Origin of the sequence: Pseudomonas sp. EYE_354, from assembly GCF_023148575.1 — a bacterium.
Taxonomy (GTDB): domain Bacteria; phylum Pseudomonadota; class Gammaproteobacteria; order Pseudomonadales; family Pseudomonadaceae; genus Aquipseudomonas.
This window is the reverse complement of record NZ_JAHXNQ010000011.1, coordinates 152,177-168,459: the sequence shown is the minus strand read 5'-3', so window position 1 is coordinate 168,459 and position 16,283 is coordinate 152,177. Positions and strand designations below refer to the sequence as shown.

Genomic DNA, 16,283 nt, shown 5'->3' with positions numbered 1-16,283 from the left:
GCCCATGAACACCCGTCGATTCGCAAGAACCGCAGGCTGGCTCGCGCTGCCCTGCGTGGTCGCCGCAGGCCTGCTGGCCTGGTACGTCACCCGTCAACCCGGCACACCGTTCGAACAGCAACAGGCCGCTTTCGACCCGGCCCTGGTCAGTCGCGGCGAATACGTCGCGCGCCTCAGCGACTGCGTGGCCTGTCACAGCCTGCCAGGCAAGGCACCGTTTGCCGGCGGGCTGGAGATGGCCACGCCGCTGGGGGCGATCCACGCCACCAACGTCACCCCGGACCACAGCACCGGCATCGGCGCCTACAGCCTGGCCGACTTTGACCGCGCGGTGCGCCATGGCGTGGCACCGGGCGGACGCCGGCTCTACCCGGCCATGCCCTACCCGTCCTACGCCAAGCTCAGCGATGACGATATACGGGCGATGTACGCGTTTTTCATGAAAGGCGTGCAGGCGGCCAACCAGCCCAACATCCCCAGCGACATCCCGTGGCCGCTGAATATGCGCTGGCCCATCGCGCTGTGGAACGGCGTGTTCGCGCCGACCACCACTTACGCCGCCGACCCCAACAGAGACGCGCTGTGGAACCGTGGCGCCTACATCGTCCAAGGCCCCGGCCACTGCGGCAGTTGCCATACGCCGCGCGGCCTGGCGTTCAACGAGAAAGCCCTGGATGAATCCGGCAAGCCGTTCCTCGCCGGCGCCCTGCTCGACGGCTGGTATGCACCCAGCCTGCGCCAGGACCCCAACACTGGCCTGGGTCGCTGGAGCGAGCCGGAGATTGCGCAGTTCCTCAAGACCGGGCGTAACAAACACGCGGTGGTCTACGGCTCGATGACCGAGGCGTTCAACAACTCCACCCAGTTCATGGCCGACGACGACCTGGCCGCCATCGCCCGCTACCTCAAGTCACTGCCCGGCGACCCGCAGCGTGACGGTACCCCCTGGCAATACGTGAGCGCCGAGGTGCGCCAGGACAGCCCCGGCGCCCACACCTACGCCACCCGCTGCGCCTCTTGCCATGGCGCGGACGGCAAGGGTCAGCCCGAATGGATGCCACCGCTGGCCGGCGCCACCTCGGCCCTGGCCAAGGAAACCGCGTCGGCGATCAACATCACCCTCAACGGCTCCCAGCGCGTGGTGGCGGCGGGTGTGCCCGACGCGTATCGCATGCCGGCGTTCCGTGAGCAACTGTCCGACCGGGAGATCGCCGAGGTGCTGACGTTTGTGCGCAGCACCTGGGGCAATCAAGCTGGCGCGGTGGACGCGAAGGCGGTGGGCACGTTGCGTGGGCACACCGACCCGGCCAGCAGCAGCCCGATCATCCTGCATATGCGCTGACCCCTAGCTGCGCAGGGCGGTCAGGATCTCTGCGCGGCACACGTCAAGGATTTCGTCGGCCAACGGCGAATCGTCCGGGCAGGCCCGCGACAGCATGATCGCGCCGACGGCATGCGCCAGGGTGTCGAGCATTTTGGCGCGCACGTCTTGCGCGGACTCATCGGCACTCGCCGGGCAGTTCGCCACAAGCTTGGCCAGCGTGCCTTCCACGCCGTCGGCAAAGGTCGCCTTCAACGCATCGGACTGGCGCGCCGCGTCGGCGCACAACGCGGCCAGGGTGCAACCGTTGCCCCTGTCGTCGCGGTGTTCCCTGGACACATACCGGGTGATGAACTGCTCCGCGTCGACCCCTTCGGCAAGCGTCTGGGAGTGCGCCAGGCTGTTTTGCGCCGCCTCCGCCATCAAATCCGCCTTGGACCCGAAGTGCTTGTAAAAGCCGCCCTGGGTGAAACCGGCGGTGGCCATCAACTCGGCTACCCCCACCCCGTCATAGCCTCGCTCGCGAAACAGCTCGGCCGCCGTGTGCACGATATGCGCGCGGTTGGCAGCCGATTGCGCCTTGGTGATTTTCATGGACTGTCCCTCTGCCGCTTGAAACAAAGGCCTGAGCATACTCTGATTACGATCATAATCATAACCGTTGACAGTTTTGATTATGACCGACATCATAAAACTGTCGACGCAAATCATTTGCCGGCACGGCGCAGATCGCCCGCATCCCTAACGAGGTTTACTTCTATGAGCAGCTCCAAGACCGTTCTTATCACTGGCGCCTCCACTGGCATCGGCGCCACCTACGCCGCGCGGTTTGCCCAGCGTGGCCACAACCTGGTGCTGGTGGCTCGCGACAAAGGTCGGCTCGACGCATTGGCCACCCGGTTACGCGAGCAACACAACGTCAACGTCGATGTGATCCAGGCCGACCTGACCCAAACCCGCGACCTGAAGACCGTGGAAACCCGCCTGCGCGATGACGCCGCCATCGGCATCCTGATCAACAACGCAGGCGCCGCGCAATCCGGCAGCTTTGTCGAGCAATCCACCGACAGCGTGGCGCAGTTGGTCGCGCTCAACACCACCGCCCTGGTGCGCCTGGCCAGCGCCATTGCCCCACGTCTGGCCCAGGCCGGCGACGGCGCGATTATCAACATCGGCTCGGTGGTGGGCCTGGCGCCGGAGTTCGGCATGACGGTCTACGGCGCGACCAAGGCATTTGTGCTGTTCCTGTCCCAGGGCTTGAGCCTGGAACTGGCGCCCAAAGGCGTCTATGTGCAAGCGGTGCTGCCGGCCGCCACGCGCACCGAGATCTGGGACCGCGCGGGCATCGACATCAATACCCTCAGTGACGTCATGGAAGTGGGCGACCTGGTCGACGCGGCACTGGTCGGCTTCGACCGTCGCGAGCCGGTGACCATTCCACCACTGCAGGACGGCGCCCGTTGGGATGCCCTGCAGGGCGCGCGCCAGGGCCTGCTTTCGCAGATCAAGCAATCCGACGTGGCCGAGCGTTATCTGGTCAACGTGTAATCCCCACCGCCCTCACCGCGACGTCCTGAGAGTTGAATCACCATGAAGGCATTTTTGATCGACCGTTACGGCAAGCACCCCGGACGCATTGGCGAGGTTCCCGCGCCGTTGGTGGGTGAGCGTGATGTACTGGTCCAGGTGCAGGCCGCCAGCGTCAACCTGCTCGATGCGAAAATCCGCAGCGGCGCGTTCAAGCTGATCTTGCCGTACACCTTCCCACTGGTATTGGGCAATGACCTGGCCGGCGTGGTGGTACAGGTGGGCGCTGCGGTAAGCGGCTTCAAACCCGGTGACGAGGTGTACGCCCGCGTGCCCGATAACCGCATCGGCACTTTCGCCGAGCGGATCGCGGTGCGGGAAGACGCGCTGGCGTTGAAACCCGAGAACCTCAGCCAGGAACAAGCCGCCGCCCTGCCCTTGGTCGCACTGACGGCCTGGCAGGTGCTGGTGGACACCGCCAAGCTGAAAAAAGGCCAGAAGGTGTTTATCCAGGCCGGCTCCGGTGGCGTCGGCAGCATCGCTATCCAGCTTGCCAAACACCTGGGGGCTTTCGTCGCCACCAGCACCAGCACCGCCAATGTGCAATGGGTCAAGGCGTTGGGCGCGGACGTGGTCATCGACTACACACAGCAGGACGTCTACCGCGTTCTGCAGGACTACGACGTGGTCCTGAACAGCCTGGGCGCCGATGAACTGGAAAAATCCCTGGGCATTCTCAAACCGGGGGGCCGCCTCATTTCCATCTCGGGCCCACCGACGCCGCAGTTTGCCCACACGCAAAAGCTGCCTTGGGTGCTCGGCATGGTCATGCGCCTGCTGAGCAGTGGAATCCGCCGCAAGGCGCGTAGAAAATCGGTCGAGTATGACTTCGTGTTCATGCGTGACAGCGGTGCTCAACTGAGCCAGATCAAAACGCTGGTGGAAGCCGGCGTCATCACCCCGGTAATCGACCGCGTGTTTGCCTTCGACGCGACCGCCGATGCGTTGAGCTATGTAGAACAGGGGCGATCGAAGGGCAAGGTGATCGTCCGGCTGAGCTGATCACGTCTCACGTTGCGAGGTTTATTCGGATAGCGAGCCACGCCCATTCAGCGCTGCGGCGAAATGGCGCACACCGGCGGTTTTACTCCGCGCCCCGATTGCGGCTAAATGTGCGCCCCCTTCGCGTCGGCGTCCGTCATGGCTTCGTTCAAACGCATCAGCCCCTGGGTCGCCTGCCTGGCCCTGCTGCTGAACATGCTGGCAATGCCGCTGAGCCGCGCCATGCAGACGCCGGACATCAGCTTGATGCTGTGGGGCGGCTTTTGCTCCGGTGGCACGTCACAGATACTGCCGCCCGGCTTCGACAAGCTGATCGACCCGCTCAAATCCGGCCCGTCCAGCTCCGCGATGAAACATGGCGATTGCTGCTGCGGCCATGGGGGGCTGGCGGCGCTGCCGTCCGACCATTACCGGCACTTCCTGCCGCGCTACACCGCCGATACCGCCTTCGACAACCCTGTGTTGCCCACGCTGCACCCCAGGGTTCGCTGGCCGAGCCTCAGCCCGCGCGCCTCCCCTGTCGCCTGATCGCCTCTAAACCCTGTGTTTTCGCCATTCCGTCGAGGGTGGCTAAACGTCCTTGAAGTTTTTCGGTCATCAGGAAACGTGTCCTATGCCTGCTCCATTTACGCTGCCTCGCGCAAAGCGCGCGGCTGTGCCCTGCTCATTGTTATCGCTGCTGTGGGTGTTCAACCCGCTGGCCCATGGGGCCGAAGACTCGGCCCTGACCCTCGGTACCGTGTCCGTCAGCGGCAGCTCCGACGCCAGCGGCCCCTTGAGCACCAGCGCCGTGCTCAGTTCGGTGGATATCCTCGGTGCCGACATCCTCGAAAAGATGCCGGTCAACTACAGCTGGGAGCTGTTCAGCCGTGCGCCGGGGGTAATGCTCACCGAGTTCAACCAAGGCACCACCTCCGGCAAGATCTCCTTTCGCGGCTTCAACGGCGAAGGCGAAGTCAATGCGGTGAAACTGCTGATCGACGGCATCCCCAGCAACAGCAACGACGGCAACATGCCGTTCATGGACATGATTTTCCCCCTGGAACTGGACAGCATCGAAGTGGTGCGCGGCACCAGCGATGCGCGCTACGGCCTGAACAATATCGCCGGCAACGTCAATATGCTCACGCGCACCGGCGGCGAGTACACCAAGGCGCGGGTGCGTTACGGCAGCTACAGCACTCAGGAGACGCAACTGGCCAAAGGCATCGAGGGCAGCAACTGGACGCAGAACTACTTCTTCGCTTATCAGAAGTCCGACGGCTACCGCGATCACGCCACGGCTGACAAATTCTCGATGTCCGGCAAGTGGTTCTACACCCCGGACGACAATCGCTACCGCATCGGCCTGATCGCCCGCCACTACGAAACCGAGGCTCAGGAGCCCGGCTACCTGAGTGAAGACGACGCACGCCACCACCCCACCCTGACCAACCGCTACAACGCCACCGACAAAGGCACGCGGCGCATGAATCAGGTCAGCCTGCACCTGGACACCGACGTGACCGAGACCCTGGCGTGGTCGGCCAAAACCTACGTCAACACCTTCGACGATCGCCGCTGGACCCAGTACTGGCGCACCAGCGCCCAGCAGGAACGCGATGCCTATGAAACCCAGTACGGCGCCCTCACCTCCCTGACCTGGCGCCCGCAAGTCAGCTGGCTGTATGACTTCGCCCTGGAAGGCGGCACGGACATGCAGCAGCAGCAAAACAACAGCGAGCGTTACCGCACGCAGCAGCGCGCGCGCCTGGCGCAAACCCGCGACCAGCGCTTTGACTTCGACACGTACGGCGCCTACGTCCAGGCCGAAATCAAACCGTTTGAAACCTTGAAGATCATCCCGGCGTACCGGGTGGACAAGATCCAGGGCGACTTCACCAACCAAATGACCGGCCAGGATTACGCCATCAATGACTATGGGCTGATCAAACAACCCAAGCTCAGCGTGGTGTATTCACCCTGGACGGTCGCCAGTGTCTATGCCAACTGGGGCCGCACCTTCCAGGTAGGCACAGGCGCTGCGGCCTATAAGGTTCCACCCCGGGACACCGACCTGGCCCCCTCCCTCAACGAAGGCTGGGAAACCGGCATCAAGTTCACCCCCGCCGAGTGGCTCGACGGCCGCGTGGCCTACTGGCAACAGGAAGCCAGCGGCGAAGTCAGCCGTCGACTCAACGACCCGAGCGGCGAGTCGGATAACGTCGGCCAGACCCGGCGCTGGGGCTATGACGCACAACTGAACCTGCACCCCAATGAACGCACCGAGATCTGGATGGCCTACGCCTGGCAATACTCGAAAATCCTCGCGCCCAGCTCAACCCTGCCCAACAGCAAAGGCCAGGAAATCGACCACATTCCCCATCACCTCTACAACGCCGGCGTGAGCTACCAGGCCACGCCCGCCCTGCAAGTGACGGCCTGGATGAACGGCCAGACGAACTACTACCTGGAGCGCGAGAACACCAAGGGCACTTACGGCGGCTACGTGTTGATGAACCTCGGCGCGACGTATCAAGTGACCGAGTCCGTCAGTGTCGACGTGCAACTGAAGAACCTCACCAACCGCTACTACGAGTACGTCTGGTACGACCCGGACGGTGCCAAGGCCTCGTTGCATGCACCGGGTGATGGTCGAGCGTTGTATACGGGGGTGACGCTGGATTTCTAAGCCCCATAGCCGCTCAAGCGCAAGGGCTTGAGCGGCACCACGGCCAAATGACAATCCTCACGCTATACACACCAGCGCATCGAGCAACACTCAGGCTGCACGTGCTCTGCCGGCAACGGCTGCCGACGCGGCCACCATCGCCCGCAACAACACGGCACACCCCGCCGCCAGGTCATCCGGGGCGGCGTTTTCGATTTCGTTGTGGCTGATGCCGCCTTCGCAGGGCACGAAAATCATCCCCGCCGGGCCCAGCTCAGCGACGAAGATCGCGTCGTGCCCCGCCCCGCTGACGATATCCATGTTCGACAGGCCCAAACCATTCGCCGCGTCGCGCACCGCCTCCACACAGACTTTGTCGAAATACAGCGGCGGAAAATCAGCGGTGGGTTGCATCTCAAAGCTCAAGCCATGCTTGGCGCAGGTGTCATCGATCACCTTTCGCACCTGGGCGATCATCGAATCCAAGCGAGCCGGCTCCAAATGACGGAAATCCAGCGTCATGCGCACCTCGCCTGGAATGACGTTGCGCGAACCGGGATACGCCTGCAGGCAACCGACCGTGCCACACGCATGGGGTTGATGCCCCAACGCCGCCGCATTCACCGCCGCCACCACCGCCGCCGCGCCCACCAGGGCGTCCTTGCGCAGGTGCATCGGCGTGGGCCCGGCATGGGCTTCGACGCCGCGCAGGGTCAGGTCGAACCATTTTTGCCCCAGGGCGCCGAGGACCACGCCGATGGTTTTCTTCTCATCCTCAAGAATCGGGCCTTGCTCGATGTGTGCCTCGAAATAGGCGCCGACCTTGTGCCCGCTCTCGGCACGGGTGCCCGCGTACCCAATGGCATTGAGTGCTTCACCAACGCTGACGCCATCGGCATCGACCTTGGCCAGGGTATCGGCCAGGGTGAATTTCTCGGCGAACACCCCTGAGCCCATCATGCAGGGCGGAAAACGCGAGCCCTCTTCGTTGGTCCACACCACCACTTCCAACGGCGCCTCGGTTTCGATGTTCAAGTCATTGAGTGTGCGCAGCACCTCCACACCGGCCAATACGCCGAAGCAACCGTCGAACTTGCCGCCCGTGGGCTGAGTGTCGATATGGCTGCCGGTCATCACCGGCGGCAGGTCGGGGTTGCGCCCTGGGCGGCGCGCGAAGATGTTGCCAATGCCGTCGACGGTCACGCTGCAGCCGGCGGCCTCGCACCATTGCACAAACAGGTCACGCGCCTTGCGGTCGAGGTCGGTAAGGGCCAGGCGGCACACACCGCCCTTGGGCGTGGCGCCGAGTTTGGCCAGGTCCATCAGCGACTGCCACAGGCGGTCGCGGTTGATGTGCTGATGGGTCGATTGCAGAACGTCGAGGGCAGCGTTCATGGAGTTCTCCTCAGGCAATGTTTCTTATGAATTGACTTTGACGACCACCGGGCTGGCCCCGTGCCTGGCGCTCAGGCCGTAATAAAGCACGCCACCCAGGGCCGAACCGGTAAACCAGCCATAGCTGTAGAACCAGCTGAACGCATCACTGCCCAGGGACAGCAAGGTCAGCACCACCGGCACACCGAAGGCAAGAAACCCCTTCCAGTTCCATGCCGGGTACACGTCATCGCGGTACAGACCGGCGAGGTCCAGTTGCTGTTTGCGGGTGATGAAGTAGTCCACCACCATGATCCCGGCGATGGGCCCCAGCAGGCTTGAATAGCCCAGCAGCCAGTTGGAATACACCGTTTCCAGGCTCACGTCCGAGACGATCAGCCCAAGTTTTTTCAGCAACTCGTGCCCCATCAACAGCAGCCCCACAAGGCCGGTGAGGATCACTGCGGTGGTGCGGTTGATCAGCTTGGGCGCAATGTTCTGGAAATCGTTGGTGGGCGAGACGATGTTCGCCGCCGTATTGGTCGACAGGGTGGCGATGATGATCAGCGCCATGGCGACGGCCACCCACACCGGGCTCTGGATATGGCCGATCAGAGTCACCGGGTCGGACACACTCACGCCCACCAGTTTCACCGACGCGGCGGTCATGATCACGCCGAGGGCGGCGAACAGGAACATGGTCAGCGGCAGGCCGAAAATCTGCCCGAGAATCTGATCCTTCTGGCTTTTGGCGTAACGGCTGAAGTCAGGAATGTTCAGCGACAACGTGGCCCAGAACCCCACCATCGCCGTGAGGCCGGCCATGAAGTAGCCGGTGAGGCTCGCACCTTCGGGACGCTTGGGCGGGATCGCCATCAGCTCGCTGATCGACACATTGGGCATCGCCCACACCAGCAGACCGATCCCGACCGCCACCAGCAACGGTGCCGACAGGGTTTCCAGGCGCTTGATCGACTCGGCACCCCGCAACACCACCCACAGATTGAGGGTCCAGAACAGCATGAACCCGATGACTTCACCGGTGCCGCCGAGGGCCTTCCACCCTTCAAAAATCGAGCCCAGGAACAGGTGAATCGCCAGCCCGCCAAACATCGTCTGAATACCAAACCAGCCGCACGCCACCAGAGCGCGAATCAGGCACGGTACGTTGGAGCCAAGAATGCCGAACGACGAACGCAGCAACACCGGAAACGGAATACCGTACTTGGTGCCGGGGAAAGCGTTGAGGGTCAACGGGATCAGCACCACGATATTGGCCAGCAGAATCGCCACCAGCGCTTCGCCCACCGACAATCCAAAGTAGGCGGTCAGCACCCCGCCCAGCGTGTAGGTGGGCACGCAAATCGACATGCCGACCCACAGTGCGGTGATATGCCATTTGTTCCAGGTCCGTTCATGCACCTTGGTCGGTGCCATGTCGTGGTTGTAGCGAGGGCTGTCGAGGACGTCGGGGCCGGCGTCGAGTTCGTACAGGCCGTTGCGTTCAATGACTTGCGATCTGTTCTGTTGCATGGCCGCTCCACGGTTTTTCGAATTATTTTTGCTCACCTGCAGGGTTGATGCAGGTGGCCGGAGTACCTCGTAAACAACATGACATCACGGGCCCGGCCAGCCGTCACTGCACTCAATAACCGTGCCGAAAACTGCCGCCACACCCAAACCGCTTATATAACGTGCTGATGTTAATCAGCTTTCCGACTGACCCTGCGGTACTTGCCACGCGACTCAGGCTGGATAACGTGGAAGTTGCCCGAACTGTCAGGACTCAATCTGGTGCAACACCATTATTTTTATTTAGCCGGCGCGTCAAGGGGCATATCTCAAGCGCCTGATTTGCAATAAGAAATGTTGCTCATATTGGGAACCTGTCAAGTGCGTCAAAATGGTGAGCGCTCGCTACATTTTGGTGATTTTTATGTTTTATCCTTATAAATCAATAAGATACAAACAATATAAGCTTATAAAAAATCTACTTGCCCAATCGAAAAACTCGGGCTAGTTTCTATTCCTGTCACCGATGACAGGAATTAACCACACCTCGGTGAGCCGCATTACAACACTTAGAACTGGCACCAGCCGGTCAAGCCTGTGAGGAACTCGACATGTCGCTGTTGATCCGTGGCGCCACCGTTATTACCCATGATGAAAGTTACCTGGCCGATGTGTTTTGCGCAGACGGTCTGATCCGCGCTATTGGCACCGACCTGGATATTCCCGCCGGCACCGAGATACTCGATGGCAGCGGCCAATACCTGATGCCCGGCGGCATCGACCCCCATACCCATATGCAATTGCCCTTCATGGGCACCGTGGCCAGTGAAGACTTTTTCAGTGGCACGGCGGCGGGCTTGGCGGGCGGCACCACGTCGATCATCGACTTTGTGATTCCCAACCCGCAGCAGTCGTTGATGGAAGCGTTCCACCAGTGGCGTGGCTGGGCCGAAAAATCGGCGTCCGACTATGGTTTTCACGTGGCGATCACCTGGTGGAGCGAGCAGGTGCGCGAGGAAATGGCCGAGCTGGTCAGCCATCACGGCATCAACAGCTTCAAGCATTTCATGGCCTACAAGAACGCGATCATGGCGGCGGACGACACCCTGGTCGCCAGCTTCGAGCGCTGCCTGGAACTGGGCGCGGTGCCCACCGTGCATGCGGAAAACGGCGAGTTGGTGTACCACTTGCAGCGCAAACTCATGGCCCAGGGCCTCACCGGGCCGGAAGCGCACCCGCTGTCACGCCCCTCCCAAGTGGAAGGTGAAGCGGCCAGCCGCGCGATCCGTATCGCCGAAACCATCGGCACGCCGTTGTACCTGGTGCACGTGTCTACCAAAGAGGCGCTGGATGAAATCACCTATGCCCGCGGCAAAGGCCAGCCGGTGTACGGCGAAGTGCTCGCCGGTCATCTGTTGCTCGACGACAGCGTGTATCAACACCCGGACTGGCAGACCGCCGCCGGCTACGTGATGAGCCCGCCGTTTCGCCCGCTTGGCCACCAGCAAGCCCTGTGGCACGGCCTGCAATCGGGCAACCTGCACACCACCGCCACCGACCACTGCTGCTTCTGCGCCGATCAAAAAGCCGCCGGCCGTGACGACTTCAGCAAGATCCCCAACGGCACCGCCGGGATCGAAGACCGTATGGCGCTGTTGTGGCACGAAGGCGTCAACAGTGGGCGCCTGTCGATGCAGGCATTCGTCGCGCTGACCTCCACCAACACCGCCAAAATTTTCAACCTCTACCCACGCAAAGGCGCGATCCGCGTCGGTGCCGACGCCGACTTGGTGCTGTGGGACCCGCAGGGTACGCGGACCATTTCCGCGGCGACGCACCACCAGCAGGTCGACTTCAACATCTTCGAAGGCAAGACCGTACGTGGCGTGCCGAGCCATACCATCAGCCAGGGCAAGCTGGTCTGGGCCGATGGCGACCTGCGCGCCGAGCGCGGTGCAGGGCGCTATGTGCAGCGGCCGGCGTACCCGTCGGTGTTTGAGCAGTTGAGCAAGCGGGCCGAGCATTCCCGGCCGGTTGCTGTGAAGCGCTGAAGCAGCCGAAGAGGCCAGCCCAGGCCACAAAAAACCAATGCCCGCCAGAGGCAAAAAACCGTGAGGCCACCACCGTGATCCAGACCCTGACCCACCTCCCCCATCCGCGCGAGGATGGCGCCACCCTCGCCAGCCATTTCACCGACCTGGCGCCGCCCCTCAACGCTCGCCAGGCCACACTGGAAGCCTCGCGCTGCCTGTATTGCTACGACGCGCCGTGTGTGAACGCGTGCCCCAGCGAGATCGATATCCCGTCGTTCATCCGCAATATCCACACCGAAAACGTGCAAGGCGCGGCGCAAAAAATCCTTTCGGCCAACATCCTCGGCGGCAGTTGCGCGCGGGTCTGCCCTACAGAAATCCTTTGCCAGCAGGCGTGCGTGCGCAACAACGCCGAAGAGTGCGCGCCAGTGCTGATCGGCCTGCTGCAACGCTACGCCGTGGACAATGCGCAATTCACTGAACACCCGTTCCAGCGTGCCGCGCCGACCGGCAAACGCATCGCGGTCGTGGGCGCCGGGCCTGCGGGTTTGGCCTGCGCCCATAGGAGCGCGCTGCACGGCCACGACGTGGTGATCTTCGAAGCGCGGGAAAAGGCCGGCGGTCTCAATGAATACGGGATCGCCAAGTACAAACTGGTGGATGACTTCGCCCAGAAGGAGCTGGATTTCCTCCTGCAAATCGGTGGCATCGAGATCCGTCACGGCCAGCGCCTGGGTGACAACCTCACCCTGAGCGAGCTGCACCAGCAATTCGATGCGGTATTCCTTGGCCTCGGCCTCGCCGCGAGCAAACACCTGGGGCTGCCCCACGAAGATGCCCCCGGCCTGCTCGCCGCCACCGACTACATCCGCGAACTGCGCCAGGCCGAGGACTTGACCCAACTGCCGCTGGCCGACCGCTGCATCGTGCTCGGCGCGGGCAATACCGCCATCGACATGGCTGTGCAAATGGCCCGTCTCGGCGCGCGTGACGTGAACCTGGTGTACCGCCGCGGCCTGGCGGACATGGGCGCTACCCAGCATGAACAGGACATCGCCAAGGCCAATCAGGTGCGCCTGCTGACGTGGGCACAACCGGAGGCCGTCCTGCTTGACGACCAAGGTCACGTGCGCGGCATGCGCTTTGCCCGCACCCATCTGCAAAATGGCCGCCTGCTGCCCACCGGCGAAACGTTCGAACTGGCCGCCGATGCGATCTTCAAGGCCATCGGCCAAGGCTTTGACGGCTCGGCGCTGCACGACCCTCTGGCCGCGCAACTGGCGCGCGTGGGCGAGCGGATTTTCGTCGACGAACAGCTGCGCACCAGTATTCCCGGGGTCTACGCCGGCGGTGATTGCGTCAGCCTCGGCCAGGACCTCACCGTGCAAGCGGTGCAACACGGCAAGCTGGCGGCCGAAGCCATGCACGCCCAACTCATGCTGAATGTGGAGGCTGCGTAATGGCCGATCTCTCGATTGTCTTCGCCGGTATCAAAGCCCCCAACCCTTTCTGGCTGGCCTCCGCGCCCCCCACCGACAAGGCCTACAACGTGGTTCGCGCGTTTGAAGCCGGCTGGGGCGGCGTGGTGTGGAAGACCCTGGGTGAAGACCCGGCGGCGGTCAACGTGTCATCGCGTTACTCGGCGCACTACGGCGCCAACCGCGAAGTGCTGGGCATCAACAACATTGAGCTGATCACCGACCGCTCTCTGGAGATCAACCTGCGGGAAATCACCCAGGTCAAAAAGGACTGGCCCGACCGTGCGCTGATCGTGTCGCTGATGGTGCCGTGCGTGGAGGACGCCTGGAAAAACATTCTGCCCCTGGTCGAGGCCACCGGCTGCGACGGCATCGAGCTCAACTTCGGCTGCCCCCACGGCATGCCCGAGCGCGGCATGGGGGCGGCGGTGGGCCAGGTGCCGGAGTATGTGGAACAGGTGACGCGCTGGTGCAAGACCTATTGCTCGCTGCCGGTGATCGTCAAGCTCACGCCGAACATCACCGACATCCGCGTGGCGGCACGCGCGGCGTATCGCGGCGGTGCGGATGCGGTGTCGCTGATCAACACCATCAACTCCATCACCAGCGTGGACCTGGAGCGCATGGTCGCCCTGCCCACGGTCGGCAGCCAAAGCACCCACGGTGGTTACTGCGGCTCGGCGGTCAAGCCGATTGCGTTGAATATGGTCGCGGAAATTGCCCGCGACCCGCAGACCCACGGCCTGCCGATCTGCGGCATCGGCGGCATCGGCAACTGGCGCGACGCTGCGGAATTCGTCGCCCTGGGCTGCGGTGCGGTGCAGGTGTGTACGGCAGCGATGCTGCATGGGTTTCGCATCGTAGAAGAAATGAAGGACGGGCTGTCGCGCTGGATGGACAGTCAGGGTTACACCAGCCTGCAGGACTTTTCCGGGCGCGCGGTGGGCAACACCACCGATTGGAAATACCTGGACATCAACTACCAGGTGATCGCCAGGATCGATCAAGCGGCGTGCATTGGCTGTGGCCGTTGCCATATCGCCTGTGAGGACACCTCGCACCAGGCCATCGCCAGCTTGAAGCAGGCGGACGGCACGCATAAGTACGAGGTGATCGATGACGAGTGCGTGGGCTGCAACCTGTGTCAGATCACCTGCCCGGTGGCCGATTGCATCGAGATGGTGCCCATTGATACAGGCAAGCCGTTTTTGAATTGGACGCAGGATCCGCGCAACCCCTACCGGGAGGCGGTGTAGGTCGGCAGACCGCAAGCGGGGCCCTGAGCCTCACCACGACACTCAGGGTTCCAATCCAATCCCGCGCAAAATCACTGCCGTCACGGTCTGGATCGCCTTCTCGAACTGCATGTCCGACAACGGCTGGTGATCGTTCAGGATCTTCACCTGATGATCAAAGTCGGCGTAGTGCTGGGTCGACGCCCAGATCATGTACAGCAGGCTCGACGGTTCCACCGGCAGGATGCGTTTGTCTTCCACCCATTGTCGAATTTTCGCTTCTTTCATCTTGGCCCAGTCGTACAGGCTTTCATCCAGCGCCTCACCCAGGGTGGGCGCGCCGTGGATGATTTCGTTGGCCCAGACCTTCGAGCCATACGGCCGCGTGCGCGAGCGCTGCATCTTGGCGCGGATGTAGCTGCTGAGCACCACCCGCGGATCATCGAAGGTTTCGAAACTCAGGGCGTCCTGCTTCCACACCTCCAACAGGTCGAACAGCACTGCGCTGTACAGCTCGCTCTTGGTGGTGAAGTAGTAATGCAGGTTGGAACGCGGCAGTTGCGCCTGTTCGGCGATGTCGGCCATGGCGGTGCTGCCATAGCCTTTTTCGGCGAAGACTTTCTCCGCCGCCAGCAGGATTTTTTCGACGTTGACCCGACGAATTCCGATCTTGTGATTGCCCATAAGGGCTCCCTGACAACTACTTGGCTCGAAGACTACCACCCGCTCTAGATCGGGGCGACAGGCGCAGTCGAAACTTCGTACACTGCCCGCCCCACATCGTTGATTGGTATTGAACAATGTTGATCAAAAAATCCCTCACCACCGTTGCCCTGCTCGTTTCCCTGCTGGGGGCCTCGGCAGCGTTTGCTCATGCTCACCTCAAAAACTCGGAACCGGCCGCCGACAGCAGCGTCGCGGCGCCCAAAGACCTTCGCCTGACCTTCAGCGAAGGCATCGAAGCCACGTTCACCAAGGTTTCCCTGAGCAAGGACGGCACCGAAATCGCCATCAAGGGCCTGGAAACCCAGGGCGCCGACAAGAAGGTGCTGATCGTCACCCCGGCCGCACCGTTGGCCGCCGGCAATTACAAAGTGGTGTGGAACGCAGTGTCGGTCGACACCCATAAGAGCAACGGCGAATACAGCTTCAAGGTCGGCCAATAAACGATGGCGACACTGTTGGTGCTGTGCCGCTTCGTGCATTTCAGCGTGGTGTTACTGATGTTCGGGGCCTGTGTCTTCAGGCCCTGGCTGTTGGGCACAACGCCGCAGCCACGGCTCGACCGCAACCTGCTGCGCGTAACCCGCGTGCTGGCCTGGACGGGCCTGGTTTCCGGGGTGGCGTGGTTGCTGCTGATCACCGCGAGCATGGCCGGCAGTTGGGAGGCCGCGCTGCAACCGGCCACGGTGCAGCTGGTGCTCGGCAAGACGTTCTTTGGCCAGGTATGGCGCTGGCATGTGCTGCTGAACCTGCTGCTGGTGATCGCACTGATCAGACCCTGGCCCGCCTTGCGCTTGCCAGTGCTCGGGCTGTTGCTGGCGACCTTGGCCCCGGTCGGCCATGGCGCCATGCTCGATGGGCTCAGCGGGCGCTTGTTGATCCTCAACCAAGTGGTGCATCTGGCGTGCGTCGGCGCGTGGCTGGGGGGATTGTTGTTGCTGATGTTGATTCTGCGGCAAACGCCGGGGCCTGCGCTGGAGCCGATCCTGCGGCGCTTCAGTGGCGTGGGCTATGGCTTGGTCGCGGGCCTGCTGATCAGCGGCATGATCAACGTGCGCGTACTCACCGGGCAGTTGTGGCCCACGCCTTTGTTCAGCGGGTTTGCGCTGGTTCTGTTGATCAAGGTGATGCTGGTGCTGGGCATGCTGGCCTTGGCACTCCTGAACCGATTGCGCCTTGATAGCTGCGAACAGCGCCTGGGCAGCTTGAAGGCCAGCGTGATACTCGAATGGTCACTGGGTGTTTGCGCAGTCGCCGCCGTTTCACTCCTGGGCACCTTGCCTCCGATGGTTGTTGCCGGCTAATCCTGGCGATCTCAAGTTCGAATGCGGGCCACTGTAGGACGGGCCGTGGCCACTTTTGAGCGTT

Annotated in this window: 14 protein-coding genes; 10 read left to right on the top strand and 4 right to left on the bottom strand. The window is 62.6% G+C overall.

Going from position 1 to position 16,283, the window contains the following annotated elements:
* Positions 1-4 precede the first annotated feature (4 nt).
* Positions 5-1,342 (top strand): cytochrome c, encoded by a 1,338-nt coding sequence (locus KZX66_RS16975; protein WP_248081486.1) that lies wholly within the window; start codon positions 5-7, stop codon positions 1,340-1,342.
* A 3-nt stretch (positions 1,343-1,345) separates the two neighbouring features.
* Here the strand turns inward: KZX66_RS16975 and KZX66_RS16970 are convergent, their stop codons facing one another.
* Positions 1,346-1,915 (bottom strand): TetR/AcrR family transcriptional regulator, encoded by a 570-nt coding sequence (locus KZX66_RS16970; RefSeq protein WP_248081484.1) that lies wholly within the window; start codon positions 1,913-1,915, stop codon positions 1,346-1,348.
* Positions 1,916-2,080: 165 nt separating this feature from the next.
* Between KZX66_RS16970 and KZX66_RS16965 the strand changes: the two genes are divergently transcribed.
* From KZX66_RS16965 to KZX66_RS16950, 4 genes are all read left to right on the top strand, one after another.
* Positions 2,081-2,869, top strand: a complete 789-nt coding sequence (locus tag KZX66_RS16965) for an SDR family oxidoreductase (protein WP_248081482.1) — start codon at positions 2,081-2,083, stop codon at positions 2,867-2,869.
* Between the two features lie 42 nt (positions 2,870-2,911).
* Positions 2,912-3,910: an NADP-dependent oxidoreductase gene (locus tag KZX66_RS16960; RefSeq protein ID WP_248081479.1), complete on the top strand. Its 999-nt coding sequence runs from the start codon at positions 2,912-2,914 to the stop codon at positions 3,908-3,910.
* A 138-nt stretch (positions 3,911-4,048) separates the two neighbouring features.
* Positions 4,049-4,438, top strand: coding sequence for a DUF2946 family protein (locus tag KZX66_RS16955; protein ID WP_248081476.1), 390 nt, complete (start codon positions 4,049-4,051; stop codon positions 4,436-4,438).
* A gap of 85 nt (positions 4,439-4,523) precedes the next feature.
* Positions 4,524-6,581 (top strand): TonB-dependent receptor, encoded by a 2,058-nt coding sequence (locus KZX66_RS16950; RefSeq protein WP_248081474.1) that lies wholly within the window; start codon positions 4,524-4,526, stop codon positions 6,579-6,581.
* A 90-nt stretch (positions 6,582-6,671) separates the two neighbouring features.
* Here the strand turns inward: KZX66_RS16950 and KZX66_RS16945 are convergent, their stop codons facing one another.
* Both KZX66_RS16945 and KZX66_RS16940 read right to left on the bottom strand, forming a co-directional pair.
* A complete protein-coding gene (locus tag KZX66_RS16945; RefSeq protein WP_248081471.1) occupies positions 6,672-7,955 on the bottom strand; it encodes a Zn-dependent hydrolase in 1,284 nt (427 codons plus the stop codon).
* Between the two features lie 24 nt (positions 7,956-7,979).
* Entirely contained in the window at positions 7,980-9,467 is a 1,488-nt protein-coding gene (locus tag KZX66_RS16940; RefSeq protein WP_248081468.1) for an NCS1 family nucleobase:cation symporter-1, read from the bottom strand.
* Positions 9,468-10,057: 590 nt separating this feature from the next.
* Between KZX66_RS16940 and hydA the strand changes: the two genes are divergently transcribed.
* From hydA to preA, 3 genes are all read left to right on the top strand, one after another.
* Positions 10,058-11,497 (top strand): dihydropyrimidinase, encoded by a 1,440-nt coding sequence (gene hydA / locus KZX66_RS16935; protein ID WP_248081465.1) that lies wholly within the window; start codon positions 10,058-10,060, stop codon positions 11,495-11,497.
* A gap of 74 nt (positions 11,498-11,571) precedes the next feature.
* A complete protein-coding gene (locus KZX66_RS16930; protein WP_248081462.1) occupies positions 11,572-12,939 on the top strand; it encodes an NAD(P)-dependent oxidoreductase in 1,368 nt (455 codons plus the stop codon).
* Complete coding sequence (preA, locus tag KZX66_RS16925; RefSeq protein ID WP_248081459.1) at positions 12,939-14,213, top strand: NAD-dependent dihydropyrimidine dehydrogenase subunit PreA; 1,275 nt, start codon at positions 12,939-12,941, stop codon at positions 14,211-14,213. Before KZX66_RS16930 ends, preA begins: the two co-directional genes overlap by 1 nt.
* Positions 14,214-14,255: 42 nt before the next feature.
* On the opposite strand, the gene KZX66_RS16920 is transcribed toward preA, so the two are convergent.
* Positions 14,256-14,876 (bottom strand): TetR/AcrR family transcriptional regulator, encoded by a 621-nt coding sequence (locus KZX66_RS16920; protein WP_248081456.1) that lies wholly within the window; start codon positions 14,874-14,876, stop codon positions 14,256-14,258.
* Between the two features lie 116 nt (positions 14,877-14,992).
* Here KZX66_RS16920 and copC point away from each other — a divergent pair, with 116 nt between their 5' ends.
* Positions 14,993-15,358 (top strand): copper homeostasis periplasmic binding protein CopC, encoded by a 366-nt coding sequence (copC, locus tag KZX66_RS16915; protein WP_248081454.1) that lies wholly within the window; start codon positions 14,993-14,995, stop codon positions 15,356-15,358.
* A gap of 3 nt (positions 15,359-15,361) precedes the next feature.
* Entirely contained in the window at positions 15,362-16,219 is an 858-nt protein-coding gene (gene copD / locus KZX66_RS16910) for a copper homeostasis membrane protein CopD (RefSeq protein WP_248081453.1), read from the top strand.
* Positions 16,220-16,283 lie beyond the last annotated feature (64 nt).

Excerpts from the sequence above, each read along its gene's own strand:
- KZX66_RS16975 (WP_248081486.1), top strand. The coding sequence starts at position 5 with ATGAACACCCGTCGATTCGCAAGAACCGCAGGCTGGCTCGCGCTGCCC.
- KZX66_RS16965 (WP_248081482.1), top strand. The coding sequence starts at position 2,081 with ATGAGCAGCTCCAAGACCGTTCTTATCACTGGCGCCTCCACTGGCATC.
- hydA (WP_248081465.1), top strand. The coding sequence starts at position 10,058 with ATGTCGCTGTTGATCCGTGGCGCCACCGTTATTACCCATGATGAAAGT.
- KZX66_RS16920 (WP_248081456.1), bottom strand. The coding sequence starts at position 14,876 with ATGGGCAATCACAAGATCGGAATTCGTCGGGTCAACGTCGAAAAAATC.
- KZX66_RS16970 (WP_248081484.1), bottom strand. The coding sequence starts at position 1,915 with ATGAAAATCACCAAGGCGCAATCGGCTGCCAACCGCGCGCATATCGTG.
- KZX66_RS16950 (WP_248081474.1), top strand. The coding sequence starts at position 4,524 with ATGCCTGCTCCATTTACGCTGCCTCGCGCAAAGCGCGCGGCTGTGCCC.
- copD (WP_248081453.1), top strand. The coding sequence starts at position 15,362 with ATGGCGACACTGTTGGTGCTGTGCCGCTTCGTGCATTTCAGCGTGGTG.
- preA (WP_248081459.1), top strand. The coding sequence starts at position 12,939 with ATGGCCGATCTCTCGATTGTCTTCGCCGGTATCAAAGCCCCCAACCCT.
- KZX66_RS16940 (WP_248081468.1), bottom strand. The coding sequence starts at position 9,467 with ATGCAACAGAACAGATCGCAAGTCATTGAACGCAACGGCCTGTACGAA.
- KZX66_RS16960 (WP_248081479.1), top strand. The coding sequence starts at position 2,912 with ATGAAGGCATTTTTGATCGACCGTTACGGCAAGCACCCCGGACGCATT.
- KZX66_RS16955 (WP_248081476.1), top strand. The coding sequence starts at position 4,049 with ATGGCTTCGTTCAAACGCATCAGCCCCTGGGTCGCCTGCCTGGCCCTG.
- KZX66_RS16945 (WP_248081471.1), bottom strand. The coding sequence starts at position 7,955 with ATGAACGCTGCCCTCGACGTTCTGCAATCGACCCATCAGCACATCAAC.
- copC (WP_248081454.1), top strand. The coding sequence starts at position 14,993 with ATGTTGATCAAAAAATCCCTCACCACCGTTGCCCTGCTCGTTTCCCTG.